23 protein-coding genes and 1 pseudogene are annotated in these 26,193 nt (G+C 67.4%); 10 read left to right on the top strand and 14 right to left on the bottom strand.

What is annotated here, in order from left to right:
• Window positions 1-213: 213 nt before the first annotated feature.
• From ABZ793_RS10330 to ABZ793_RS10290, 9 genes are all read right to left on the bottom strand, one after another.
• A complete protein-coding gene (locus ABZ793_RS10330; RefSeq protein WP_357454922.1) occupies window positions 214-666 on the bottom strand; it encodes a SitI3 family protein in 453 nt (150 codons plus the stop codon).
• 15 nt (window positions 667-681) lie between these two features.
• Window positions 682-1,104, bottom strand: a complete 423-nt coding sequence (locus tag ABZ793_RS10325) for a hypothetical protein (RefSeq protein ID WP_357455260.1) — start codon at window positions 1,102-1,104, stop codon at window positions 682-684.
• 170 nt (window positions 1,105-1,274) lie between these two features.
• Window positions 1,275-1,799 carry a DUF6244 family protein gene (locus ABZ793_RS10320; RefSeq protein WP_357454920.1) on the bottom strand — a complete coding sequence of 175 codons (525 nt, stop codon included), beginning with the start codon at window positions 1,797-1,799 and terminating at the stop codon, window positions 1,275-1,277.
• 259 nt (window positions 1,800-2,058) lie between these two features.
• Window positions 2,059-2,742, bottom strand: a complete 684-nt coding sequence (locus tag ABZ793_RS10315) for a hypothetical protein (RefSeq protein WP_357454917.1) — start codon at window positions 2,740-2,742, stop codon at window positions 2,059-2,061.
• On the bottom strand, window positions 2,739-3,932 hold the full coding sequence (locus ABZ793_RS10310; RefSeq protein WP_357454914.1) for an NUDIX domain-containing protein: 1,194 nt from the start codon (window positions 3,930-3,932) through the stop codon (window positions 2,739-2,741). Before ABZ793_RS10310 ends, ABZ793_RS10315 begins: the two co-directional genes overlap by 4 nt.
• Window positions 3,929-4,495 carry a cytidylate kinase family protein gene (locus tag ABZ793_RS10305; RefSeq protein WP_357454911.1) on the bottom strand — a complete coding sequence of 189 codons (567 nt, stop codon included), beginning with the start codon at window positions 4,493-4,495 and terminating at the stop codon, window positions 3,929-3,931. Before ABZ793_RS10305 ends, ABZ793_RS10310 begins: the two co-directional genes overlap by 4 nt.
• Window positions 4,492-5,415, bottom strand: coding sequence for a hypothetical protein (locus ABZ793_RS10300; RefSeq protein WP_357454908.1), 924 nt, complete (start codon window positions 5,413-5,415; stop codon window positions 4,492-4,494). The genes ABZ793_RS10305 and ABZ793_RS10300 overlap by 4 nt, the downstream gene beginning before the upstream one ends.
• Window positions 5,415-6,215, bottom strand: a complete 801-nt coding sequence (locus ABZ793_RS10295; protein ID WP_357454905.1) for a class I SAM-dependent methyltransferase — start codon at window positions 6,213-6,215, stop codon at window positions 5,415-5,417. The genes ABZ793_RS10300 and ABZ793_RS10295 overlap by 1 nt, the downstream gene beginning before the upstream one ends.
• On the bottom strand, window positions 6,212-6,916 hold the full coding sequence (locus tag ABZ793_RS10290) for an SDR family oxidoreductase (protein WP_357454902.1): 705 nt from the start codon (window positions 6,914-6,916) through the stop codon (window positions 6,212-6,214). The genes ABZ793_RS10295 and ABZ793_RS10290 overlap by 4 nt, the downstream gene beginning before the upstream one ends.
• 267 nt (window positions 6,917-7,183) lie before the next feature.
• On the opposite strand from ABZ793_RS10290, the gene ABZ793_RS10285 reads away from it, so the two are divergent.
• Complete coding sequence (locus ABZ793_RS10285) at window positions 7,184-8,581, top strand: helix-turn-helix transcriptional regulator (RefSeq protein WP_357454899.1); 1,398 nt, start codon at window positions 7,184-7,186, stop codon at window positions 8,579-8,581.
• On the opposite strand, the gene ABZ793_RS10280 is transcribed toward ABZ793_RS10285, so the two are convergent.
• Complete coding sequence (locus tag ABZ793_RS10280; RefSeq protein ID WP_357455257.1) at window positions 8,545-9,732, bottom strand: prolyl oligopeptidase family serine peptidase; 1,188 nt, start codon at window positions 9,730-9,732, stop codon at window positions 8,545-8,547. The genes ABZ793_RS10285 and ABZ793_RS10280 overlap by 37 nt on opposite strands.
• Before the next feature lie 1,004 nt (window positions 9,733-10,736).
• On the opposite strand from ABZ793_RS10280, the gene ABZ793_RS10275 reads away from it, so the two are divergent.
• The 5 genes from ABZ793_RS10275 to ABZ793_RS10255 all read left to right on the top strand — a co-directional run bounded on the left by ABZ793_RS10275 (window position 10,737) and on the right by ABZ793_RS10255 (window position 15,689).
• Window positions 10,737-12,146, top strand: coding sequence for an APC family permease (locus ABZ793_RS10275; RefSeq protein WP_357454896.1), 1,410 nt, complete (start codon window positions 10,737-10,739; stop codon window positions 12,144-12,146).
• A 5-nt stretch (window positions 12,147-12,151) separates the two neighbouring features.
• The gene (locus tag ABZ793_RS10270) at window positions 12,152-13,171 is read left to right on the top strand and encodes an acetamidase/formamidase family protein (protein WP_357454893.1); all 1,020 of its coding nucleotides are present in this window, start codon (window positions 12,152-12,154) and stop codon (window positions 13,169-13,171) included.
• Window positions 13,168-13,842, top strand: a complete 675-nt coding sequence (locus ABZ793_RS10265) for a GPP34 family phosphoprotein (protein ID WP_357454890.1) — start codon at window positions 13,168-13,170, stop codon at window positions 13,840-13,842. The genes ABZ793_RS10270 and ABZ793_RS10265 overlap by 4 nt, the downstream gene beginning before the upstream one ends.
• 17 nt (window positions 13,843-13,859) lie before the next feature.
• Entirely contained in the window at window positions 13,860-14,513 is a 654-nt protein-coding gene (locus ABZ793_RS10260; protein ID WP_357454887.1) for a GNAT family N-acetyltransferase, read from the top strand.
• A 72-nt stretch (window positions 14,514-14,585) separates the two neighbouring features.
• Window positions 14,586-15,689, top strand: a complete 1,104-nt coding sequence (locus ABZ793_RS10255) for a hypothetical protein (RefSeq protein ID WP_357454884.1) — start codon at window positions 14,586-14,588, stop codon at window positions 15,687-15,689.
• 539 nt (window positions 15,690-16,228) lie between these two features.
• On the opposite strand, the gene ABZ793_RS10250 is transcribed toward ABZ793_RS10255, so the two are convergent.
• The 4 genes and pseudogenes from ABZ793_RS10250 to ABZ793_RS10235 form a co-directional block, all read right to left on the bottom strand.
• On the bottom strand, window positions 16,229-17,107 hold the full coding sequence (locus ABZ793_RS10250) for a phosphorothioated DNA-binding restriction endonuclease (RefSeq protein WP_357454881.1): 879 nt from the start codon (window positions 17,105-17,107) through the stop codon (window positions 16,229-16,231).
• Between the two features lie 16 nt (window positions 17,108-17,123).
• Window positions 17,124-17,507: pseudogene (locus ABZ793_RS10245) on the bottom strand (DUF3427 domain-containing protein); the annotation flags it as partial.
• Between the two features lie 254 nt (window positions 17,508-17,761).
• Entirely contained in the window at window positions 17,762-18,907 is a 1,146-nt protein-coding gene (locus ABZ793_RS10240) for a DUF4238 domain-containing protein (RefSeq protein WP_357454878.1), read from the bottom strand.
• A gap of 195 nt (window positions 18,908-19,102) precedes the next feature.
• Window positions 19,103-20,272, bottom strand: coding sequence for a hypothetical protein (locus tag ABZ793_RS10235; protein WP_357454875.1), 1,170 nt, complete (start codon window positions 20,270-20,272; stop codon window positions 19,103-19,105).
• 575 nt (window positions 20,273-20,847) lie between these two features.
• Here ABZ793_RS10235 and ABZ793_RS10230 point away from each other — a divergent pair.
• The 4 genes from ABZ793_RS10230 to ABZ793_RS10215 all read left to right on the top strand — a co-directional run bounded on the left by ABZ793_RS10230 (window position 20,848) and on the right by ABZ793_RS10215 (window position 26,182).
• Window positions 20,848-22,428: an AAA family ATPase gene (locus tag ABZ793_RS10230; RefSeq protein ID WP_357454872.1), complete on the top strand. Its 1,581-nt coding sequence runs from the start codon at window positions 20,848-20,850 to the stop codon at window positions 22,426-22,428.
• A complete protein-coding gene (locus tag ABZ793_RS10225; RefSeq protein WP_357454869.1) occupies window positions 22,425-23,204 on the top strand; it encodes a hypothetical protein in 780 nt (259 codons plus the stop codon). The genes ABZ793_RS10230 and ABZ793_RS10225 overlap by 4 nt, the downstream gene beginning before the upstream one ends.
• A 375-nt stretch (window positions 23,205-23,579) precedes the next feature.
• Window positions 23,580-25,112: a hypothetical protein gene (locus ABZ793_RS10220; RefSeq protein WP_357454866.1), complete on the top strand. Its 1,533-nt coding sequence runs from the start codon at window positions 23,580-23,582 to the stop codon at window positions 25,110-25,112.
• A gap of 140 nt (window positions 25,113-25,252) precedes the next feature.
• Window positions 25,253-26,182, top strand: coding sequence for a hypothetical protein (locus ABZ793_RS10215; protein ID WP_357454863.1), 930 nt, complete (start codon window positions 25,253-25,255; stop codon window positions 26,180-26,182).
• Window positions 26,183-26,193 lie beyond the last annotated feature (11 nt).

Raw genomic sequence — 26,193 nt, 5'->3', positions numbered from 1 at the left:
CCCGTCGCGCAGAGAAGTCAATGCCTGGCAGGTCCGCAGGGGATCTCTTGGTCAAGGGTCACCCTGAACGGCGAAGGTCCCGCCGCCTCGACCTTGCGTGGCTTGAGTGGCCACGGGGTAATGTTCCGGTGGCTTAACGCGTGAGGGGCCGCCGATCCGCGGCGGTGACCGTGCTCGCCCTGGTTAGCAAACCGGTCGGGAGCAGCGGTCCGCTCACTCGAAGATCATGTCGCCGATGCCGTAGTTGTCCCACCACGTCGGTCGGTGCTTACGTACTGTTCCGGCGACTCGTGTGAGCAGTAGCCAGTTGCCGTTCAGTACCAGCGCGGCGTCTTCCGTCTGGCTGGCGAGTACGCGGCCTACGGCCGACACCATGTTGGGGATCGCGGCCTCGGGCTGGTCGTTCTTGCGCATGTGGAAGACGACGTTGACGTACACGTCTGGCTCCCACTCCCATTGGGTTCCGTCGTCGTTCTCGGCGTCGAAGTAGCCGTGGCTGCCGCCAGAGACGGTGATGGTGTACCCGAGCTCCTCGCCGAGACCGCCGCTGAGCAACCGAGGGTAGCCGGGCAGGGCCGACTCTTCGACGCCTTCCGGGGCGACGACCGAGGCGACCTGCTCCAGCGGGATGTCACCCGCCAGTGTCAATCGGTATTCGATACCCACCTGCTGCCTGCCTTCTCAGTCTCGCCGGATGATCTGAATGATCGCACCGCTTCGGGTCACCGCCGCCAGTTCCTTGAGGTGCTCGATCGGCCAGTCGTCGAACTGCTTCTGCAGGGCGGCGAGGTCGCCGCGCCAGTCCTGCAGGTTCAACACCACGCGTTGGGTCTGTTGGCTCGTCACCTTGCCCGAGACCTCCGTCCACACCCCGCGCACTGCCTTGGCGGGAGTGGGCGAGTAGCAGTCGAAGACGTGACCTTCGACCAGGTAATCCGGATCCTTGTCCGGCTTCCCCACGTCGCCGGTCTTCAGCCGTGCATCGGCGATCTCCAGTCTCGTCGGGTTCTGGTGCACCAGGTAGCCCTCGCGTGCCAGGGTGTCGGCGCACTCGTTCTCCAGCTCCAGCGATCGTCGTACCGTGTCGTCCTCGCGGGGTGGGATCTTGGTACGTGGTCCGGTCGGCGACCCGCCCTGAACACCGGTGGGGTGCCTGCTCCACGCCGTCGGGTTGCGGCCGTGGGAGGTGCCGTCACTCGAGGCGGGAGCCGTTGGGGTCGGGCTTCCGGTGGGATGCGGGGTAGGGCTGGCCGGTGTGGGACCGCCAGCCCCGATCAGTTTCCCGACCCCAGTTGCCGCGCTTCGGCGACGGCCGTATCGACGGCCTGGCGGGCGGAACCAGCGCGCTGGACCACGGACACCAGGACCTGTTTGATGCTCTCCAGTGACTGCAGCAGTGGACCGGGCTGCCCGCCCTGGAGAACTATGCTGACGAGTTGCTGTGCCTCACCGACCTGGGTGATGACAGCAGCCGCCGTGTCACGGGCGCTGTCAACACCGGCTTGGACCGGCATCAGTACGGTGATGGTCTCTTGGGGAGTGGCTTCGCGGGGAACGGCGGCAGTCGTCTTCGTGGCCTCGCCTATTGATCTGGCAATGCCGCCCAATCCGCCCTGGACCGACGCGATCGCATCTCGCACCCGGGCCATGCCCGCTGCCACTGCGGCGAAGCCGGCGCCTGCGGCACGCAGCGCCACCTGTTGCGCCTGGTTGTCGGCAGCAGCGGCCAGCCCCTGGGCTCTATCCACACCGGTCATCAAGACCCGCAGCTCACCGGTGACCAGCTCGATGTGCGACACGGTGTCTCCTATCGATGACCATGGTGAGGGCAGTCCAAGTTAACCGACACCTCGATGCCACGCGTGAGGGGTTGGCTGCACATTCCGGGCGGCCATCAACGCGCGGGAGGGGCCGACGTCACGGATTGTGCGACCGGAGCTGGGCATCAGCGCAGTGGCCTGGCGCTGAAACTCCTCGGGGTACCTGACTCTGTTGAGCTGCAGCGGTCTCGTCCTCCTCGGCAGGATGCCAAGTCGGGAGGTGTCCGGCCTCAGGGGGTCACTCCAGCACCGGGGAATCGAGCTTTGTCCTCGGCGAGTCGGACGAGAACCTGTTCCTGGTTGTCAGGAGGCGGAGAGATTCGATGACCGCCGCACAACTGATTTCAATCGGGCTGGAAGCGTCTAATCGTTGCGTTGGCAGTCCCGGCCAGTCGCCGCCGGTGTGCATTTCCCTGGCGAAAGATCGCAAATACCTCAGGTATCCGGGCGGTACGGTTTGAGACAACGTGAGACGCGGCAGGGTGACCTGGAGTGCCCCGTCGCCCTCCCCGAGTTCAATCGCCGTGCACGGTTGGACGTCGGTGAGTGCTCGGACCGAGACGGCCAGACGTTTCCGGAGGAGTTCGAGTGCCGCATGGCGTTCGCGGGCGTGGGCCAGGGCGGATGCGTAGACCGTCTTTGGCCCCCGATCAACGAGGTGCATGCGGTTCTGTCCGAAGCTCAGGCCGCGGAGATCGTCGAGACGATCGATCATTGCCCCGATGAGCGCCTCGGCAACTTCCATACCAGTGGCGCTGAGGACCCAGGAGGCGAATTGTTCCGGAGCGGCGATCGTTGGGAGGTAACGCCACAGTGGGCTGGAGACGGCTGCTTCGGTGCCAGTGCTGTTCAGGGCGGCGGCAAGGTGTCTGATGAGGGTGGTCTTCCCGCTGCCATCGATCCCGTCGACGAAAATGATCATAGGGATGCCGACTCGTTGAGCATGCTCCTCGTGGCCACGAGCGCACCTGGCACGCGGGCGGCGAGCCGTTCGGCCTGCTCTATGTCGTTTGCGCCTGCGCGGCGGTAGGCGTCGTAGTCCCGGAGGAGCAATCTGAGTTCGCTGTCCGGCCATTCGCGCAGGGCCTCGACAACGTCGAGAAGCCGCAGGCTTACCTCTGGCGCTCGGCCTGTGACGAGCAGCCGGCCGGCGCTCGACAGGACCGACAACACCCGGCGTGCGGTGTCCTCGCGCTCCGATTCTTTGCGGTGGTGTGCGGCCAGACGGGCGACCGCGAACGCGTGCAGTATGGCAAGGTCACCAGCGAGGTCGGTCTGTACTGGCGTGGCGCTGGAGGTAGGGGCGGCACCTGCGATCACGGCGGTGTCTAGCCCCACGCGGCGCAGCACCGTCCGCATCTTCATGTCGTACAGGGGGTCGAGACGACGGGCGGCGCCCCCGTGGTTGTCGGCAAGGTGCAGTGACGCTCGAGGACCGTGGCGTTGGGCCGCTTCGCCGACGATCTCATGAAGCGTCATGGCGGCGGCCGACGTCGGGGGCAGGTTCCATGCGATGAAGTCGGCGTCGCTCCAACCCTCCACGAAGTCTCCCCGCGCAGCGGATCCACACAGCCCGACCCCGGCACCCAGGTGTCCCGCGATGGCAACCTGAGCCTCTGCCCCCACCTGGTTGACCAGGCGACCGAGTTTCCGGCTGAACGGCAAAGGGCGAGCGGCACGCCAGGTGATGACGGCGAGGGCGCGATCCAGCATCTGCTGGAACTGCGGATGGCTGGCAGCCCGCCGGGCGGCGGGAGCCTCAAGCCAGCGAGCCTGGACGAAGCCTTCGTCTCGGGCCGGCGTCGTGGCGGTGGTGGCCGTCGTGAAGAGGAACCAGTCGACAGTCTTTGCCGCTGGCGTGCCGTCGTTGTCGATGAAGGTGTACGCCTCCTGCCCGAGGTACGCGCTGTAGTGCGTGTCGGTGAGGCCGGCCTCCTCGGCAACCTCCCTCTTGGCTGCGTGAAGTGGTGACTCGCCCGGCTCCAGGCGGCCCTTCGGGGCGACGGTCTGTCGTTCACCGGTCTTGCGGACCTGATCGAGGAGCAGAATGTGAGGACAGTTGAGGTCGTCGGTCGCGACGACGGCGCCAGCGGAGGCGTATCGACGAGTCATGGCTGGATGCCTCCCGAGGATGTCTGGATGGTCTGGAACGCGTCGCGGAGACGAGCCCTGAAGGTGATGATGTCGGCGGTGTTGTCGACCCAATGATCGGTAATGGCACGCCAGGCCGGGATCTGTTCGTGGACGCGTTTGCGCTCGTCTTTGCGCCGGATGATGCGTCGAGCCTCGTCGGCGGTCAGCCCTCGGGCCTCTGCCATGCGCCTGACGCGGACGAGTTCTGGTGCGGTGATGAAGATGATTGCGCATGGCGCCGGCCACTTTCGCTTCACAGTTGTAGCCAGGGCGGCATCGATGAAGCTCTCGACTGCCAGGGGCACCTCAACGCCGTCGGGCAGTTCGAGGAGTCTTGAGACGAACTCGTCGTACCCGAAGCCTTCCCGGGTTTCTACGCCCTCGTGGTAGGCCTGTCGTCCTGAGGTGAGTCGCACGAGGACCGTCTTGATCTTGACGCGGCGAGCACCGAGGGCGGCCAGGTACTTGCCCGCGCTCGACTTTCCGGCCTCGCTGGTGCCAGCGAGGAGAAGCATCGGAGGTGCGGCCGGCTGCCGCGTCACGATGCTTGCCCTATTCGACGGATCACCGAAGTGACACTGGTGGTCAGATCATCTGGCTTGCCGATGCCGACGCGGATGACCGGTACAGCGGCTAACGCGTCGAGCGTCTTCTCACCCGGGTTGAAGGCGGGAAGACTGCTGCTGATGGTGACATCGTCGGCCGAGGAGAAGATTGAGACGTGGTCCCGAGCGGGGTCGCGTAGCTTTGCCTCGTGGTCGTTCACTGCGGCGCGCAGCAAATCCCGGGCTGCGAGAGCAGGCGTCTGGAGCAGCTCACCGGGCGCAAGGCTGTGATCCGGAACGACGATGAGGCTCAGCGGCAGCGGGCGGTGTCTGTTCACGGTCGGGGCGGGGAGATCCATCGGGTAGAGGAGCCGTTCGGTGGCGTTGGGCACCAGCAGCGGCGCCATGTCGGCACGTACGTGCCAGGGCAGGTTGGGCATCGGCACGACACAGGGCTGGCCGCCGGGGAAGACGGTGAAGGCGAACTCGTCGACCAGCAGACTGCCTTTCCGAGCGGCGACGCCCAGCGCGAGGGATGTCTTGCCCTGCCCACGCCCGCCGTCAAGCACCGCTATGGCGGACCTTCCGCCGTCAGCGGTGACCGCACTCCCGTGCAGGAGAGCCGGTTCTCCGTCACCCATGACGGCCATGGATCGTGCCGCGGCTTGGAGCACCCCGATCTCCAGCGTGGCGGGATCGCCAGCCAAGTCCGCAGCCAGCTCCAGCAGGACCTCACCTTTGCCGACGTCGACGGTCAGCCGCGTCCGGTGCCCACCACGTACCTGCATGATCTGCCTCGTCGGTGTAGTCGGCAGTTCTGCGCAAGCGAGTTGGGCGAGGAACCGCCGCAGGGATCGTGGTGCCGACTCAGCAATCCGAATCTGCAGCACGCGGTTGCCGACTCGCAGAAGACTCATCACCGCTCCCCGGGCTTACGAAGGATGAGCCACATCGAGTACCTACGGTGTCTGGCGCGCACCGGGGGCGCGGAGGTCGACACGACCCCGTCCTCGGACGTCACGGTCGCGTGCTGCCGGATGCCGCACGCCGCCGTGAGGACGTACAGCTCGTGAGCGGTGGTGAGGTGGGCGTAGCCGGGCGCCGCCCCGCTGGCCTTGTTCGCGAGGTAGATGATGTCGCGCGCGGGCAGCGGTCGTGAGCCGGCGCGACGCTGCCCCCGCCATCGCGCGGCGCGCGCGGCCATGTCCAGCAAGTTGGCGATACGGACAAGCCCGAGCCGGCCGGCGTAGTGCCAGTTGAACGTCTCCACCAGGACGGTGCCTCCCGGAGCGCACACCCGCCACATCTCGTGCAGGGTCTCCACCCGCTCGGCTTCGGTGGCCAGCGCGTTGAAGGAGAAGCGGAGGCACCACACCTGGTCGAAGCTGTTCGCCGGTAGCGGCAGAGCGTTCATGCTGCCGTGCACGAAGGTGCCGCTCGGGCACGCGAACCGGGCAGCGGCCAAGGCGGCCTCGTTGATGTCGACGCCGACGATGTTGCCGCCCAGTGCGGTTATCGCCCGGGTGACGCGACCGGCACCGCACCCCACATCGAGGATCCGCGCGCCCGGGCCGAGCCGGCGGTAGAGCGCCTCCTCGCAGGGACGCAGCGGTGCGGTGTCGTAGAACGATGTCTCACCCGCGTAGTGGACCTGGTTCAGCGCGCGGATCATGGCCCCGTAGTCGATCTCGGTGATACCGCCGTGGGTAGTCGTCATCGCAGTCCCAGTCCTCCGTCGACGTGCAGGGTGCTCCCTGTGATGTACGAGGCCCTCGGTGACAGCAGGAAGGTGATTGCGTCCGCTACCTCTTCCGGTTCGCCACAGCGTCTGAGAAGGCAGCGGTGACCGGCGGCCTTGTCGGGGGTCATCTGTGTGGCGATCGCGCCCGGCACGACCGTGTTGACGCGGATGCCTCGATCGGCCAACTGCCTGGCGGTCACCCGGGTGAGCGCCTCCACGCCGCCTTTGGCGACGGCGTACCCGAGTCGCTCCGGGTGCCCGTAGTGGGCGTTGACGGAACTGACGTTGACGATGGCGGCAGGAGCGGCGGCGTATGCGACGAACTGACGGATGACCAGGAAAGCGGAGCTCAGATTGGCCGCGAGCATCCGCTCCCACTCCGCGGCGTCCGCATCGATTATCGAGCTGCGCTCCACCGCTCCCGCGCAGTTGACCAGCCCACCCAGCGATCCCGGCTTGACGTGATCGGCGAAGAACGACCGCACCTGTTGCTCGTCCGCGACGTCAACGTCGTGCCAGGAAGGGCTCCGATCTCCGCGCGGAACGTCTGCGGGCACATGAATATCCAGCCCGTACACGGGGAAGCCCCTGCTCATGATCGCTCGCACGGTGGCGAGCCCGATACCCCGTCCGGCCCCCGTCACGATCAGGGCGGATGGACCTGTTTCGTGCTCCACTGGCACCTCCCAGGCGTGAAGAACCAGGGCGGATCTGACGAGTGGTCGCGCCCCCTTCTCCTCACACTCGCCCTCAGAGTCGCTGTCGTGAATGCTGAACATGCGGACGAAGTGGTTGTCCGCATACGATGCGCCTCATGGCCGGCCGTCATGCGGCGCCATTCCCGACGTTCCTGGTTGCGTCGCGCTGAACAGTGAGTGACCCTAGGTGCGCGATGTCCACGCTGCTCGATGCCATCGGCTGCGAGCAGCCCGAAAGGCGGTGCCATGGGCCAGACCCCGCGGGCGCTCCAGCCGTCCCTGTCCGAGCGCCACTTCTTCGGCGCCGAACTGCGTCGGTTGCGCGAACGCGCCGGTCTTTCGCAGGCGCGGCTGGGCGCCATGATCTGTTTCAGTGCCGATCTCGTGCGTCGCGTGGAGACAGCCGATCGGTTCCCCTCCCGGGAGTTCGTCGAGGCCTGCGACAAGGCGCTGGCGACCGGCGGCTCCTTGATGCGCCTGCTACCGCTGCTTGACAAGAACCGAACCAGCGAAGGCAAGCCGACCGCCACCTCGCCAGTCGGTCACGGCAGCGTCGGCAGCTTGCTGTCCAACCGCCCGGCGGAAATGTCGGGGCTGGCCGAGATGGTCGCTCGGGTTCCGTTCCAACCCGGTGTCCTCGATCGCGCCGCCCTGGACTGGCTGAACGCTCCGGCGGGACCCCGGCTGTCCGCAGCCGGACGGCCCGGCTCGCCTGAGCAGGTTGGCGAAGAGGACCTTCACTCGGCGGAGACCGCTCTGGCGATGTTCCGGCAGTTGGACCACACCCACGGCGCCGGACGAGTCCACGCCCAGGTGCAGCGGTACGTCGAAGGCGAACTGAACCGGCTACTGGCAAACACCCCCACCTCCGAAGCTGTCGGTCGGCGCCTTTACACACTGGCGGCGGGATTCTTCGAGCTGTGTGGGTACCAGGCGGTCGACACCGGAGCCCATGGCCTCGCCCAGCGCCGCTACCTTCGCGCTCTACGTCTGACGGAAGCCGCCGACGACCGTCTGTACGGCAGCTACCTACTCGCGGTGAACATTGGCCACCTCGCGCTGCACACTGGCCATTCCGAGCCGGCACGGCGCATGGCGCTGACGGCGGTGAGAGGAAGCGAGACCCAGGCGACGCCGGCTGTGGCAGCCGCGCTGCACGCGGTGGTGGCGCGCACGCACGCCCGCCTTGGACGCGAAGGCGATTGCTTGACCCACCTCGGCGTTGCGGAGAGGGAACTGGCCCGTAGCAAGCCCGAGGACGAGCCGGCGTGGATTCGGTACTTCGACGCGGCGTACCTCGCCGACGAGATCGCTCACTGCTTCCACGACCTGGGCCGACCGCAGCAAACCCAGCGGCACTTGGGCGACGCCCTCACCGCGCTGAGTCCCACACATGTCCGGCGACTCGCCATCGACATCGCGCTGCTGGCCTCGTCGCTGGCCGCTGCCGGCCGCATCGACGAAGCCTGTGCCACCGCACGCCAGGCAGTTGACCACGCCGCACGAACGACTTCACACCGCTGCCTGCAGCGCATCGTCGAGGTACAGGCCGACCTCGAGCCCTACCGGAGTGAACCGGAGGTCCGCGAGTTCGGCGAGTACGTGCGTCACCGACTACCGCTGGCGGCCGTGGAACCGCCGTGACCGTTGGCCGCATCCGCCATCACTGCGCGGTAATGAGCCAGCTCCGCCTCCAGCGCCGCGCCCGCTCGACGAGACGTCGCCACATAGTGACCGACATCAGGAAGGAGCAACACCTCGGGCGCCATGCCGAGAGACGTCAACTCGTCGGCGAGTTCGCGGACATCCTCGACCACGGCCACCTCGTCGGCGGTGCCATGAATGAGCAGCACCGGCCGTTGGACAGCGGCGGCACGGACCCGGCCGGCACCACCTCGCAGCCGCATCGCGTGCGCCCGTTGGAACCGCGGCACCGTCTTCGCCCACCGGTCAGGATCGACGATCGCCGACACGGCGGTGGCAGCGGCGAACGGGCCATCCTGTGCCATCGCGTGCAACGCGGTGTATCCGCCGGCGCTGGCACCCCGGATGAATACCTGCCCCGGCACCGCCCGCCCCGTCGACAGCAGGTGAACCGCCACCGCCGCGCAGTCATCAACGTCGTCCAGACCCCACCGGCCGTACAGCGATTCCCGGAACGCCCGGCCATACCCGGTGCTACCCAGGTAGTCGACATCAACGACGGCGAACCCGCGACTGGTGAAGAACTGCGCCTGCCAGTCGAGGCGCAGCAGGCAGGAAGCGGTAGGCCCCGGATGCGCCCGAACGATCACCGGTGCCCGCCAGTCCGCCGCCGAGCCCGTCGGCGGATACACCAGGGCAAGCACCTCCCGATCGCTTGCCACTCGAACACGCAGCTCCGTCGGCGTCGATACTCGCGCCCCGTCGAGTTCGGCGTGCTCGGGCCTGGCAAGCACCTCGACCTGGGGATGGGCGCCAGCTAGATCCACGAGCGCGACCTGCGGGGCTGCGGTCGGTGACGATCCGATCAACGCCACCGTCATCCCTCGGACGGCCAGGTACGGCTTGATCGACGTGTACGGGAGGTCGACCGGGCGGACAGTGCCGTCGGGCTCGATGACGACAAGGCGGTGTCGCGGCCCCTCCTGCACTGCCACGACGATCCGGTCGTCGTCGAGGAAGCCGTACGACGCGTAACCCAGCTCCCATGGCTCCGCGGCGCACTCACCCGCGATCGGTGCCACCGCCTCCACCTTGAGGCCATCCCACCGGTAGAGGTTCCACCAGCCACTACGGTCGGACACGAAGTACAGCGCCCCGTCGGGTCCCCACCGCGGCTCCACCGCCGATTCATCCGGGCCGCCGGCCAGTCTCACCGGGTCCTCGACCACACCACGCGGCGAGTAGGAAGCCACCCACACCTCACACGCATCCCAGGGCATGTCGCGCTCCCTCCACGCGGTCCAGGCCAACAACTCCGGACCTGGCCGAGGCGCACCGAGAAACCCCCGGGACACGGCGAGAGTCCGCATCTGCGGAGCACCGGTGAGCGATACCGCGACGAGTTCGTCACCCTGCTCCGACTCCCGCACAGCCAGCAACTCGCCGTCACCGATCGTCAGGTCACCGAAGGATCCCTGGCTGACCAAGTCGAGTTCCTCGCCGTGACGACGGCTCCGGTAGAGGCCATCTCCGCCGACGCACCACAACGTTCCCTCGACGACAGCGAACGATCCACCTCCGTACGCGTGAACGCCACTGGTTATATCGAAGCCCTTCGGACTGGCATCACGCTTGCCCTCGCCGGGCCGCCAACATGTCAGCGTCGTAACCCCGCCGGCATCGGGGCGAGTCTCCAGCCAGTACAGGCCGCCATCACCGGTACGCAGTTGGTCATAGCTCACCGAGGCGCGGACGGCGTCATCCATCGACACTGCAGCGATCCTGTCCGCCAGCCTCACGCGTCCTCCTCGAACAAACTTTCCACGCGACCGGACGGCAGTGGGCTGTCAACCGGTCGCCGGGGCGCCGGCGAGGGCCCAGCGGAAGTCTCGGGCCTCCGGGCCGGCGCGAGTACTCAGACGTGGCCGACTCTACGCCCGAGCGCATATCTGTGCCGCTGGATGTCCTCTCTCAAACTGCCCGCCGGCCCGTTCGTTCTCACGGGGCGACGTCGATGCGGACATAGTTCTTGTCCGCATCTTCGGTATCGACCAAGCCATTCGAATCGAGCGAGCATTCGGAGCGGTAAGGCCATTCATGGGCGGCGCAGCAATGAATGTTCCGTCCCCGATAACGACCTCAATGGAAGGGTCCGATGCAACTACAGGAGGAATTGTCGCGCTACGGCTATCGCCAGGAGTTGGCCCGGAGGCTGCGGTCCCGGGACTTGGTTGCGTACGGGCTGGTGTACATGGTGCCGATCGCGCCGATGGCGATCTTCGGCAGCGTCTACGCCGGCTCGGGTGGGATGGTGGCTCTGGCGTACGCGGTCGGTGTGGTGGCCCTGGTGTTCACCGCGTTCTCGTACGCGCAGATGGTGAAGGCGTTTCCCATGTCGGGGAGCGTCTACAACTACGCGGGCCGGGGCATCAGCGCACCAGTCGGTTTCCTGGCCGGCTGGGTGATCCTGCTCGACTACGTTCTCGTCCCGGGGCTGCTGTATCTGGTGGCGTCGGTGGCGATGCATGCGACGGTGCCGGCGGTGCCGGTGTGGTTGTGGCTGGTCGGTTTCGTCGCGGTCAACACAGTCGTTAACTCGGTCGGGATCCGGATGACCGCCGTGGTCACGAGGGCGATGCTCGTCGGCGAGCTCATCGTTCTGGCGATTTTCCTGGCCGTCGCCGGCTGGGCCCTCGCGACGGGGAAGGGCCGGTTCAGCTGGGACGCCTTCTACAACTCCGACACGTTCACATGGTCTCTGGTGGCGGGGGCGGTGTCGATCGCGGTGCTGTCCTTCCTCGGCTTCGACGGGATCAGCATGCTGGCCGAGGAAACCAAGGGCGGCTCCCGGCAGATCGGCCGCGCCATGGCCGCCGTCCTGGTCTTGGCCGGCGTGCTGTTCATCGCGCAGACGTGGCTGGCGGCGATGCTCGTGCCCGACCCCGATGCCCTGCTGGCTGAGGGCGACGTGAACGGCACCGCGTTCTACGACGCCGCCGCACTGGCCGGCGGGGGCTGGCTGGCGACTTTGTGCGCGGTGGCGACGGCTATCGCGTGGGGATTGCCGAACTCGATGGTCGCGCAGGTCGCCACATCGCGGTTGTTGTACGCGATGGCCCGTGACCGGCAGCTGCCCGCCTTCTTGGCGAAGGTGTCGATCCGTCGCAGCGTGCCAATCAACGCGACCCTGCTCACCGGCGTGGTGTCCCTCGTGCTCGGCCTGTACATGGCGACCCGGGCGGATGGGATCACGCTGCTGTCGTCGCTGATCAACTTCGGGGCGATGGTCGCCTTCCTCGTCCTGCATGTCTCCGTGGTCGTGCACCACCTCATCCGCCGGCGCAGCGGCAACTGGTGGGCGCACTTGGTGATGCCCGGCATCGGGTTCGTGATCCTCGCCTTCGTGGTGGTCAACGCCAACATCGCCGCCCAGCGCCTTGGCCTGGCCTGGCTCGCTCTCGGCGTGGTCGTCCTTGCCGGCCTGTACCTGTCGGGCCGCCGGCCGGTGCTGTCCGGCCTGGCCCCCGCCGCGCTGCAGCAGCTGCGCGACGTGGAGAGGGTGTGATCGGCATGGAGAAGCTCACCTACCGGCCGGCGCGGGACGAGCTCGCCTACACATTCGGCGGTCGGATGCCGGTCGCGCATGTGCGCTCCGGTGACGTGCTGGAGGTGTTCACGGAGGACTGCTTCGGCGGGCTTGTTCGTGGGCCGGGGGACCTGCCGTCGCAGGTGTGCCGCATGCCCTACCTCAACCCCGTGTCCGGGCCGTTCTTCGTCGAGGACGCCGAGCCCGGCGACACCCTCGCCATCCACATCGCCTCCATCACACCGGCCCGGGACTGGGGCGTGTCCTCGACGTTCCCGCACTTCGGCGCCCTCACATCGACCTCCCACACCGCCACCCTGCAGCCACCCCTTGAAGAACGGGTGTGGATGTACGGCATCGACCATCAGGCGGCTACGGTGCGGTTCAAGGCCACCGAAAGCGACCACACCGTCGACCTCCCGTTGGATCCGATGATCGGCACGATCGGGGTCGCCCCCGGCAGCATGGAGGCCCGCTCCACCATCGTCCCGGACACCCACGGCGGGAACCTCGACACGCCCCATGTGAGAGCCTGGAGCACCCTGTATCTCGGGGTGAATGTGCACGGGGCGATGCTCGCCCTCGGAGACGGCCACGCCTGCCAGGGCGAGGGCGAGGCCTGCGGTGTCGGGGTGGAGATCGCCACCACCACAACCCTGATCATCGAGGTCATAAAGGGTGCGCCGACGGTCTGGCCGCGCCTGGAGACCGACACGTCGATCATGTCCATCGGATGTGCCCGCCCGCTGGAGGACGCCTACCGCATCGCGCACCACGACATGGTCGGCTGGGTCAGCACGCTGACCGGCCTGGGCACCCTCGACGCCTATCAGCTGGTGTCACAGGCAGGCTGGGCGCCGATCGGCAACGTGTGCGACCCGAACTACACCGTCCTCGCCGCCGTCGACAAGGCGCTGCTCCCGGCACCTGCCGCCGCCTATAACGGGGTGCACACCCGGCTACGCCAGTCCGCGGCGGGCTGCGGTAGGGGCGACCGCAGATGATCGTTCCTCAACTGCCGCTGCGGGATGAGCTGTTCCTGCTCGGCCACAACGACGACACCGGCCAGCCGCACATCCACCGCCAAGCCCTCGCTCTCGGCCTCGCCGGCGCGGTACTGATCGACCTGTTCCTGGCCGGACGGATCGTTCTCGGCCCGAACGACGACCGTCCCGCCGCGGACCGGTGGCTGCGCCTGCACCTCGACCGACCGGTCGGTGACCTCATCGCCGACACCGCGCTGGCCTCCATCCGCTACGCCCGCACCGCCCCACCGGTGAAGGTGTGGCTGCGCGGGTTCGCCGACGACCTGTACGAGCGCACCCGCGCCGGCCTGGTCGCCGCAGGCGTCCTCCGGCACACCGCCCGCGGCCGCCTCGGCGGCATCGTTCGGACCGACACCTACCTCGCCACCGACAGCAAGTGGGCGGTCGTCGCCCGCGCCCGCCTGCGCTACCTCGCGCAAGGCCGGGAGCAACCCGACAACCACACCGCCGCCCTCGCCGGCCTCGTCGCCGTCCTCGGCCTGACCGCCCACCTCTACCTCGACGACGACACCACCACGCTGACCGCGCACCTGAAGACCATCGCCGCCCAGCACCACCACCCGGTCCGCGACATCACCGCCACCGTCGACGCCGCGGTCGGTGACCTCGCCACCGCCACCTACCGCTAACCCATCGGAGCACAACCATGTCCTCGCGCAGTCGTGTTCGTGCTGCCCGCTGGTCGGACCGAGAGGCCGTCGCCGGGCTGATCGCCGACGCTCTGAACCCCACCCCGCTCGCCGCCTGGCTGATACCCGACCCGGCACGACGGCGCCAGGCCCTGGCCGACGTCGCCGCGATCTGGGTGGAACACGCGATGTACTTCGGCGACATCCACCTCACCGACGACCTCACCGCCACCACCGTCGGCTTCCACCGCTACCGGCCCATCCCACCACCGGCCAACTACCACACCCGACTCCGCAAGGCCACCGCCGCGCACGCCGACCGATTCGAGTTACTGGACACGCTCGTTGCCGACAGGCAGCCCACCGAGCCGCACTACCACCTCGCGTTGCTCGCCGTGCACCCCGACGCCCGGCACGCCGGGTTGGCCAGGACGATGCTGCGCTACCACCGTGACCGCCTCAACCGCGTCGACCTGCCGTCCTGGACCACCACCCTCACCGGCGGCGACCGTCTGCTCGCCCGCTACGGCTACACACCCCGACCCGCCGTCACCCTGCCCGACGGCCCGACCCTGCACCCGATGCGCCGCAACACCCACCGCGACAACCCCGCGATGCCCATCAACGCCAACCGCCCCGCCGACGCCCACTGGCACGACCTCCACGCCTAACCGCCAGCCGGGCCCGGCCGCAAATTCCGGCACAGCCCGACCACAGCCATCCCACGGACACCGACATCACCCATGGCCTTCCCCCGCAGATACCCGCCAGACCTCATCGACACCGTCGTCCAGCGCGTCACCGACGCCCGCGCCATCCGCGCCTACGGCGCCATCACCACCGTCGCCCGGCAACTGAACCTCGACCCCCGCCTCGTGCAGAAGTGGGTCACCAAAGCCACCACACCACCCACCGCCACACCTGCCGAAACCGGTGACCCGTGTGAGGTATACCTGCCGGCGGGGCTGCTGCACTGCAAGCTCTGCCACCAGCCCATGGACCAGGCCGAGCTGCAGAATTCTGTGCACGGCTACCAGTGTCAGGCGGACTGCCGTCCCCGACCCCTCGACGCCACGGCCGTCGCCGACACCGTCGGCCGGGCCATCCTGCGACACGCGCCCCGGATCATCCCCACCACCGGCGCGCCGACACCGCCACACCTCGCCGCCATCCACGCACACCGCGTCCTCGCCCGCATCACCATCGGCGCTACCCCCACCGACATCACCCTCGCCTGGCGTGCCACACCCAAACCCGTCGCCGACCGGCTCGAGGCCGAACGCGCCCACCGTGTCGCCACCGCCCACAACCTCGCCCTCAACGACCCACTACGCGCCCGGCAACTCCTGCAGGGCACCCTCACCGGCGTCGACCCCGCCACCGCGCCCGCCCACCCACTGCACGCCGAAGCCGCCGCGCTCTTGGCGGAACTGCAACTCCGGCTCGGCCACACCGCCGACGCCATCACCTGGGCCACCTACGCCCACCACAGCACCTCCCACCTCCACGGGCCCACCCACCCGCACGCCCTCCACGCCCTCCACCTCCACGCCATCGCCCACCGACGCGCCGGACACCACCAACGCGCCTACCACCTATACCGCCAGCTCGCTGACCACCTCACCCACGAAGGCCCTCATGCCCACCGAACCCTTGCCGCCCACGCCGCCACCGCTCTCGTTCTCCACGACCTCGGCCACTGCCAAGCCGCCCGAACCCTCCTCTCCGACACCATCACCATCCACCGACGCCACCACCCAGCACATCCGGCCACCGCCCGGATGACCCAGCACCTGACCCGCATCTGGCGCGACTGCGCCGCCAAGGGCCATCACCATGACACCTGACCACGGCCGTAGTGCCGTGGTGGAGGATCCGCATGCGCGACGAGCGCTGCACGCCCAGCCGTAACTCGTCGGGCCGCCCGTGTATCGGCGGGTCGTTAGCGCAATAGGCAGAGCTGAAGAATCAATCCGCAGAATTCCTGTTGGCGCATAGACGATCAGGCACATGATATTTGGAAATGCCACGCCCCGGCAATCCACTGTGGTTCGGGATGCTCGTGGGTTGCTCGTTTGTTTATGTGCGGGCTTATCTGCCACCCCTTGGGTAAGCGGGTCGCGGTTCGGGTTGATCCGGAGACTCCGTCATCGCAACGGTTTGGAAAAGGAGTACGGCTAACGCCCGTGCTGGGTGCATGACCTGCCGCTACGGGCCAAGTCCAAGACAGCTCATCCAAGATCAGTCCGTGGATGCAGTAGTCCGTAGCGGTTCGGGCCGGCCTTGCCCTTGACGCCGGGCGGGTGGCGTAGATAGAGGATCGGGCAGTTGTCAAGAAGGCGAATTCCGTCAATTCCCACCCTTGCTGCACGGGTTATAGATCAAGTTAGGCGGCGAGGGATTCGCCCTTGAACACCTCACGGTGGTGCCAGGAGATGTGTTCGACTGCGGGGACCTGCGTCCCGGGGCGGGGCCGCAGCATCCTGCCGTGCAGGTCGTAGGTCGACCGGCCGGCCAGTGTACGAGCCGTGAAGGCGGCCGACACCTCGACGCGTAGGTCGGCGTCGAGCCCGAGCGCGCCGAAGTCGAACAGCTTGTGGTGCAGCACGCAGAGCGCCAGGCCGTTGTCGGGGCTGTCCGGGCCGTCGAAGACCCACCAGCGCACATGCGCGGCCTCCACGCCGACCGACGCGTGGCGAAGCTGACCGTCGTACCCGCAGAACGTATACTGCCGGTCCCACGCCTGGAGCACCGCCACCCGCCCCGCCGCCTCCCGCCACCGGGCCGGTATCGGCGTGACGCCCGGCGCTTGGAGGATGTCGTCGGGGTCCAGGCCCGCCGCGGTCAGCACGTCGGGTGCGATGGTGGGCGGGAAGTGCTGCTCCACCAGGGCGCGGGCGACACGCCGCACCAGCTCGGGGTCCCGGCGCAGGGCCGACTCGGTGGCGGCGTCGAGACGGCCCACTACGTTGTGGGTCGCCAGCGGCCCGACCAGATCAATTGGCACATCCCGGTTCAGCGGCCACACGCCGTCGCTGCCGAGCCGGGTGAACGGGTACGCGGCACTCTGCGCCCGCCCGGTCTTCGACGCCGGCCCGAACTCGGCGATCAGGTCACTCAGCCGTTCCTGCGTCGCCGACCATGGCAACTCGCTCGACCCGCTGCGCGTGAGCTGCCCGAGCGCCAGCAGCACCAGCAGCGGCTTGTGCGGTGCGCGCCGGCCGCGCTGCTGGTGCAGCCGCAGCGAGGTCAGCCGATCCAACACCCCGCCTGCCGGGTGCTCATGCGGCGATGGCCCGGGCGGCGGCGTACATGTCGGCGGGCAGCGCGTGGTGCAGCCGCCAGATGATTCGCATGGGCCGGTCGCCGGTGTGCTCCCGTTAGGTCATCGGGCCGGCGTAGAGGTAGGCCGGCGCGCCCAGGTCCCGGTCGGCGACCCGGGTGTCCCGCACGAACAGGTGCACCGTCGATCCGCGCGAGGCGTGGTGGATGTAGCGCTGGCCGGTCGCCGAGGCCGACGACGTGGTGCTCTGCGACTCCCACTGGAACAGGGTGTCGGTGATGGCGCGGTCGGCGTACATGGTAGTGGGGGAGTAGTGGGCCTCCGACTTGACCAGCGTGACGAAGAACAGGTCGGCCTGGGCGTCCGGCAGCCACTTCATCCCGGGTCAGCGCGCAGGTCGCGAGACTAGGCCCTCGCGCCCCTGTAGCTCAGGGGATAGAGCAACGGTTTCCTAAGACGACGCTCCGCGCGTAGCCGCAGGCGGGTGACCTGCGGCTTTTCCTTTTCCTTCCTGCGGTGGCCAGTCGCACAGCGGCGGTGCTGTGGTCGCCTGCTGAAGATCAGCTAGGCGCAGGAAGCGCCGTGGAGCGACGTCTGCCTGCCCGTTTGAGAACGATGCGCACATCGTGGCCCTCCTCAGCGACCGCGGCGGCCTAACAGCTCGGGTTGTCGAGGTGCGGGTGGCTGTTGCAGCTCCCGGGCGAAGGCGGTGCCGCCGTCGCAGACATGGACGATGGGCCCAGGTTCGGGAAGTTCCATGTCGGTGAACGTGGGATGGGTGGGGTGAGCAGCGACCCATTGGTAGGCGTGAGCGAGGAGCCGGGAGTTCACGTCGTTCGCGAGGGCGACGGCCGCTTCACCGCGCAGGCGGCGGTGGGGTGCCACGTCGGCGACGCCGTGCGGGCCGATGACGAGCAACGCTCGTGGTGTGAGCGGCAGGGCTGCCTCGTGCGCTTGGCCCACGCCGGGTCGGCTGGGGTACACGTGGACCGTGTCGGCGTTGCGGGCGCGGCTTCTGCTGGGCTTACGCGCGTCCTTCTTCCTGCGCCGCTGGGGCTTCGCGCAGCTCGGCAGGTGCTGGACGTGGCTGACGTCCCCGCGGGTACGCAGGATCACCGGCTCGTCACAGGTGATGAATAGCGGTTGGTCGATCGTGACGAGCGTCGCCGGGCGGCCGAAGAACGCCTGCGCGACTTTGGGAGCGTTCTTGGTGAGGTAGTCGAGGTGCAGGTTCGGGTCCGGAACCACCCGTACCTCGGTGATCCCGCGGATGTCCGGCCGCGACGAGCGGATGATGTAGTCGCCCATCAACTCGACCTCGCGACGGTGTCGGGGCGTGCGCAGCAGTTGGAAGCCGATGAAGATGCTCAGGTGCAGTGATTCCTCTGGCGTGAGCGGTCGCGGTGTCTGGAAGGGGTCGAGGATGCGGTCGATGACAGCGGTTGCCCCGTCCTCGATCACGCCGAGGATCCGTTCGAGCCGTCCGTCTCGCTCACCGTCGAGGTTGATGAAGGTGTAGAAGTCGCGGATCGCGCCAACGTCCTTGGTGTTGCGGAGGCTCGCCCGTCCCGTGACCCAGTCGCGGACGCGGATTTGGCCTGACGCGGAGAAGCGTTCGAGATAGCGGCGCGGGACGGTGTGGTGCCGGCTGCCGACCATCGGCACCGGCGAAGTCGTGTCCCACCAGTGCTGGATCTCGTCGAGGATGCTCGGATCCGAGTCGATCATGTCGTCGACCCAGCACCGCCACGGCTCGTCATCCCACCCGTTCTCGCCGACCATCCCGCCTTCTCACCGCACGTCCCGCCGCGACGCTTTGGCCGCTATCTCGATGGTCTACCTCGCGTCCGACATTGTCGAACCCGTTCATCCCCAGCGCGACTTGTCGCTGCTGACAGGAGCGCCTTGCGTTGGTATCCGCCTGCCACGGTCCGCGGAGCGGTCTCGACACGGCCACCAGACACGCGGGGCGTCAGTTCAGGACGTCGGCGTCAAGCCCGTGACGAACGTGATTTCGTCCAAGCCCCGAGGATCGGTGCTGCCACGGTCGGTCAACTCCTGCAGGATCAGGGTCCGCAGGACGGCGCGCAGTTGGGCGGCGCTCAGGCGTGGACTTTCGCCAGCGGGTCGGTCCGTAGCCACGACGGTCGCGAACACGTCACCGGCGAACGAGATAGCCCGCTTGCCCGCGTGCAGGAACTGGGACCGGAGCTTGTACGCGGTTTTGAACGCCGCCTTCAAGACCGCCGGATCGTCAGCGAATACTGCGCCGCGCGGCTGCGGATCAGACCAGGAACCCTCCCGCGGGCGGGCGCTCATCGCGTCCACGCCCCAGGTGTAGGCGCGCACCGGCTCCTGCCAGAATCCGGCTGGTAGCCGCGTCATGGCGTACGTCGCGAAGGTCTCGGCGAGCTTGATGTGCTTGTCCTTCATCAGGCGGGCACGCAGGGCTGCGGCCTGGGCCTCGGTGAAGTCCTGGCGAGCGATGAACTTCTCCCAGCTCGCCGACTCGTCCCAGTCGGCCCACTCGGTTGGGGGACTGCCGAAGTACTGCGCGAGGCACTCGATGCCCCCGACCATCAGTGCGTACGCACCGACAAGGTCACGGGTGCTCAGCAGGGAGGCGCAGTAGTGCATGTGGATCGCCGCGCTGAGGGCCCGCATGTCGTCGTCGGGGAGGCTGGTGAGTCGGGCTACCGCCTCGCGGAACGCCGCGTCGACCTGCGGCCAGTCAGGCATGGGCGCACCGAGATGAGTGTCCACCGCCCCGGCCAGCGGCAGCGCGAAGGAATGCTCCTGCCCCTCGACCCTCGCCATGACCTCCGGAACGACCTGGCAGCGACGGTCGGTCACCAGAGTCAGCAGGGCGCCGAACATCGCATCCCGGCCAACCGTGTCGAACTGCTCCGACGGCGAACCCGCGCGCATGTAGTGCAGCACCGTCACCGATTGGATGTGCTCACCCGGAACCTCCAGCAGGCCCTGGCCGTCCGCGGCGAGCAGCCCGTCCCCGTCCGCGGGCACCATTCCGGGGTGAATCATCCGCTGGAACTCGAAGGTAGGCGGCGTGCCCGGCGGGAGTTCTCGTAGGCCTTCGGCCCACTCCTTCAGCCGCGCAGCGCCGGTCGGGTCCTTATCGTCCAGCACTCCCACATAGTCCTCCGATGGTCAACTCGCCACGGAGTAACCATAGTCGCGGTGTACAGATCCCGGGACAAGCCGAATATGACACCGCCAGGCACAGCACGCCCACCAGCGCCTCCTGGCCGGAGTGCACGTCGAGGTTGAACGCCCAGGGTTGCTCACGGGGCTTCTCCGCAGCCGGCTAGTGATTCCAGTCAACGCCTGCCCGCAGGTCGCCGCCGGGCACGTGCGTTGACCGGCGGCGACGTCACCGCCGGGCACGACGACGGGCACAGCAGCATCAACGAGTCCCACCACGCCGACGCCCGTGGCTGACCACCCCACCCGACGCCACCGCGGCCTTGGGGGTGACGGTGGCTGCTGGAGCCGCTACCCAGGTCTCCTCGATAGAGGACATCCATGCCGAGCCGGGCCGGCGTGCTGGTGCCGCCGACACCGACGGCGCGTGCAGGGGCGTACGGCTCACCCGGAACGTACTGGGGAACTCGACCCAAGGTGTTTGGCGGGCAGATGTTGTCGCACCAGCGCAGTAGCATGGCCCCTCGCTGCTGATCGCCTCGAGCCGAAAGTGGGCATGGATGTACATCTCCGCGGTCTACATCCGCTTCTTTCGCTCGTTCAACTTCGACTATCTCCGCAAGGCGCACCGCGAGTTCGCCCCAGACCCGTGGGATGTGTTGGAGCCGGACGGGCTGCAGTATCCGTTCGTCAAGGTGCCACTCGAGCGGGACGTGACCACCGTGGTGGGCGCGAACGAGTCAGGCAAGAGCCAGTTGCTGTCGGCGATCAAGCACGGGCTGACCGGGAAAGGCATACAGCGGGGCGACTTCTGCCGCTACTCCCAGTTCTTCGCGGTAAACAGGGCCATGGCGTTCCCCGACTTCGGGCTTGAGTTCAAACAACTGGACCTCAACGATCTCGAGATGCTGGGGAAGGCATGCAAGGTGAAGCTCGACGATGACACCGAGGGCTTCTCGATGTTCCGTGTCGGCGGGAAGGACCCAGTCGTCTACGTCAGGCAGGGCGAGGACTGGACCAAGCATCCCGTCAGGGACAAGAAGGCCCTCGACGCGCTCATGCCGCAGTGGTTCGAGATCGATGCAACAATCGCGCTGCCGCAGAGTGTGCCGATCAAATACCTGGCGGCGGCCGAGCGATCACTGCAGACGAGTCCTCGCAAGACCCGCTTGGGCTTGGTGAACACGATCCTCGAGAACGCTCAGTCTTGGTTTGGCTCGCCCGAGGGCGTCACGGCGGCTACGCCGACGCTCCTGAGCACGTTTTCTAGCGCGAGCACCCAGAACGACGAGCACGACAAGCAGCTCGCGCTCGCAGACGACCTGTTACTCAAGGTCGCTCGGATCGATCGGACTGCCTTCCAGGAACTCCTCAACGCCGTTGAGGAGGGTAAGGACGGCTTCGCGAACGGAATTGTAGAGCGGATTAACCGCGGGCTCTCTGCAGCGCTGAACTTTCCGAAGTGGTGGTCTCAGGACTTGCACTTCCAGCTGTTGGTGACTCTACGCGACCAAGATTTGGTGTTTACGATCCGTGATCGGACCGGCACGGAGTACTCCGCAGACGAACGCAGTGGAGGTCTGAAGTACTTTCTCAGCTACTTCGTGCAGTACCTCGCCCACGAGCCACCCAAGTCGGGCGCTCGCGAGGTGCTGTTGATGGACGAACCGGACGCCTATCTGTCCAGCACTGGCCAGCAGGACCTGCTGCGAATCTTCGAAGACTTCGCTGATCCGCAGGAACCAACGCGGTCCTCCTGCCAGGTCGTTTACGTCACACACTCCCCATTCCTCATCGACAAGAACCACGGTGAGCGCATCCGTGTCTTGGAGAAGGGTGAAGGCGACGAGGGCACCCGCGTGGTGCGCAACGCTGCCCGTAATCACTACGAACCACTGCGCTCGGCGTTCGGTGGGTTCGTGGCCGAGACCACCTTCATCAGCAACTGCAACGTGATGTTGGAGGGCATGTCCGATCAGGTCATGCTGGCCGGGATGTCCACGCGGTTGCGTCGGCAAGAAACCCCGTCGACCGACAGCCTAGACCTGAACACGGTGACGCTTGTGCCCGCCGGGTCTGCGCCGCACATCCCTTACCTGGTGTATCTCGCGAGGGGACGCGACGTTGACGGCCCGCCGTGATCGTCCTGCTCGATAGCGACACCTCCGGCGACCAAGCGGTCAAGTCGCTGAGGAAGGGCCCCAACGGTAAGCCTGTGATCGACGCGAAGTTCATCCTGCAGTTGGGTGAGCTCCCAACTGATGCTCTGGTCAGCACTCGCCCTGGCGGCGTCGTCGCCATCGAGGACCTCATTCCACTTCCGATCGGCATCGCAGCCGTCAAGCGATACGCGGGCGAGTTCCTCGACCCCTTGGAGTCGGCCAAGCTAGGCACCCTCAAGCCGAAGGACGTGAGCTTCGAGGATTGCTCGGGCACCCACGAGGCGCTCGAGCGCGCAGCCAAGGCAAAGCTCGAGGGATTCCATCTGGATAAGGTCGGCTTCGCCCGCAGCGTGCTGGACTCGGTGCGGGAAGATGAGACTCTCACCGGCGCGGCCAAAGTTTTGGACGCCAACTTCCGGGTCCTGTTCCGTGAGCTCGGCCGCAGGCAGCGCCAAGCCATGCGACAGATCACCACGGAGAAGACGAGCTCCAAGATCAAGCGCATCAAGCGGTCATTCCTGTTGGATCACCCCACCAACGCCAGCAAGGAACAGGGCTTGCTGCTCCTCGAGGACATCGAGGCCGCCTTGGACAACTCGGTCGACGCGGAGGCGCTGAAGAGCCAGATTCGGACTATGCGGCGCGACTTCGAGCTCGATGAAGACACCACCGAGCCAATCAGCGACTTCGGTGCCTTCCGTGACGCGCTCGAGGCGCTGGCGTACCGAGAGGTCAACGAGGTTCAAAAGCGTTAGCAACTCCTACTTCGAGGAACTGGAGGACCGGCACTGACTAGTGACTTGCCGGCCGGTACTGCCTGCTCGGGTGGCGGTCACCCCGTAGCTCAATCACTAGGTCATCGATGTTGCGGCCCGCCTTAGTGAACCAAGTGTCAGCTCTTCATGTATTACAGGGCGTTATGGCGTGGATCCCGCATAATGAATGTCCGAGGTTTGACACTTTCTGTCAGCCGTGCCTGCTGGATGTGCGGACGTTGTGCTGCCCGCAGGTATAGGGGCCTCGGGCAGGACCAGGCGAAGCGTGCTGGTTTGGTCCGTTCTCCGGACCGGGATGCAACATACAGCCGTGTCCAGCTCCATCGAGTACGCCGCGCCCCTTACTGTCGGGTGGTGCAGCGATGGGATTCGCTCAATGAGCGGCAGCTCGACCTGCTTCGCCGGATCCACGGCGGCGATGACCTCGGCGGCCCGGACGGCGTTGTGTACCGCCGGTCGGCGCGTGCGCTCCAGGACCGGAACCTGGTGACGGTGACACGCAAGGCAGGGGTGTGGAGGGCGTGCTCGACCGATGCCGGTCGCTTCTACCTTGAGCATGGCCACCATCCCGATCATCCCGACCACCGTGCTTCCCTCCCGCGGTCCGAGACGCCGGCATCCGGCGGCATCGCTGGCGGCGCTTCGTCGGCTGATCTGCTGCGATCGGCTCGCGAACTGCTCGACCGCCTGCAGCACGAGGGCGGCATGGTCCGTATCGAGAGTCCCGACAGTGGAACGCGTGCCCGGTACCGGCGGATCATTCACGCGTTCAAGCAGCAGGGACTTGTGCCAGCGGGTCACCATCTGCGCCACACTGGCCGTGACGCCGGCGACATCGTCATCCGCCTGTACACCGACGCCGGTCCGGACGAGACCGACTGGAACCGGATCCGGCTCAACACCCGACGTGTCACCACCGACCCGCATCTGGCGTTCAGCGCCCTCGAAGCCGACCCGACCAACCTCGCCGTCAGCCCGGACCTACTGCCCCGGGCGTTGCTGCTGATCCGGCAACTCGCCGGCGAGGCAGCCCGACGTGGGCACCGGCTCGGGGTCAACACCAAGGCGAAACACCCGCGGGTGTTCCTCCAGGCCGGGCAGGTCCGACGCACGGTCACCCTCACCGAGGAATGCGACCAGGTCCCGCACGAACCCACCGCCGAGGAGCTGAAGGTGCTGCGCCTGCGGCCGTGGATGAAACCCGCGGAGTTCGACGTCGTCGACTCCGGCAGGCTCCGCTTGGAGATCGCCCGGGCCGGACACGACAACCGGGACACCTGGACCGACACCGCTCGCGTACGCCTGGAGCAGCGCGTCGCGCAGATCATCCAAGGGTTCGAGGCTGGCGTCACCGCCGACGAACAGCAACGGCGGGCAGCCGAAGCCGCGCGGGAGAAGGCCGAGGCCGAACACCGGCGGCGGCAGGAGGAAGCCGCGGCCGAGCGCAGACGGCAGGAGGAGGCCACCCTCGCCCAATGGCACGCCGCGATGGCCGACGCCCGCGTCCGGGCCACGGACAACATCCGCGCGGAAACCTTCCGCAACGCCTACCAGGCGTGGACCACCGCAGCTGACATCCGCGCGTTCTGCACCGCCCTTGAACAAGCGGCCGAGGGGCGGACCGGCGCCGACGGGTACCTCGCCAGCTGGGTCGCGTGGGGCAGGGCCGCCGCCGACCGGATCGACCCCATCCGCAATCCCCGCGTGCTGGCTGACATCAACTACAACCCCGAACCCGGACCCGACGACCTGCGCCCGTTCCTCGGTGACTGGAGCGCTCACGGACCACGCAAGGAGCACCGCCCTGATCACGACCGGCAGGCCCACGCCGGCATCCGCCGACAGGCCGAATCGTGGCACCACGGGCTGCTCGACCGCGGCGCCTGAAGTGCGTCCACACCTCAACCGCCACCACACACCGGCCGGATGCGCACGAGCCTGCGCCAGGACCTGCCGCCATCGCGACGCGAACCGCCAGCACGACCCGATACCACGCAACAAGCGACGCTTACCCGAAGGACGGCTGGATGAGAATCGACCCCTCCCGCTTCACCGTCGGCGACGAATGGGCGTACCGGCAGTCGGACCACGGACCGTCCGAACGCGTCCGCATCCTGGCCGTCGAGCCAAAGAAGAACAGCGCCCGCCTCGAGATCAGATTCCTCGACGACCCCGACGAACGGGTGGAGAAGGTCCCCGGGTCGCGGCTGCGGGTGCCGTGGAACGAGGTCGGGACCTTCGACGCGCTGATGGCGAACTGGCAACGCATCGACGATCTGAGCCTCGATCGCACAGAGCAAGCCTGCGTCGAGGAGATCTTCGGCCTCTTGAGCAGCGATGACGTAGCCGAACTCCTCTGGTCCCCGGTGTCATGCGCCACCGACATCCGCGACAGGGCCCGGCTGAGCGAGATCATCGACGGCCCGATCGACGACATCCTCGCCTCGGCTGAATGGTTCGACCACGACGGCCGGACCATCCTGTCCCCGGCCGGCACCCTCCAACTGGTCGAGGCCGCGTGCCGTGCCCATCCGACCCAGGTCCTCGACCTCGTCATCGAGCAGGAAGCCCAATCCCGCCACAAATGCAAGTTCGGCGACGACTACCGCGTCGGCCGCGACAGCCGGTCGACGACACCGGAATGGGAGTACGACTGGTACCGCCGCCATGACCGGCCCCGTCACGAACTACTACGCCAGTGGTGCGGTCACCGGGCAGTCACCCACCACGAACGGTTCCTCGCCGCCGAAGCCGAAACCCACCGCCTCGACATCCTGGTAACTGATCTCCTCAAGGCCCTGGACAACCTCGGCGAACACGAACAGGCCGCCCGGTTCGCCGAGGAGCACGAACGCGACCGCATCACACCCCACACGATGCGCCCCGTCGTCGAACGCCCCCTACATCCCTCCGAGATACCCGTGCGCGAGATCAAGGTCAGGAGCCGCTGGTGGTGAATCGCCCTGAA

This window comes from Micromonospora sp. NPDC047465, assembly GCF_040643125.1.
GTDB lineage: Bacteria > Actinomycetota > Actinomycetes > Mycobacteriales > Micromonosporaceae > Micromonospora.
Note: the sequence above shows the minus strand (reverse complement) of the source record. Positions and strands in the feature narration are given on the sequence as shown.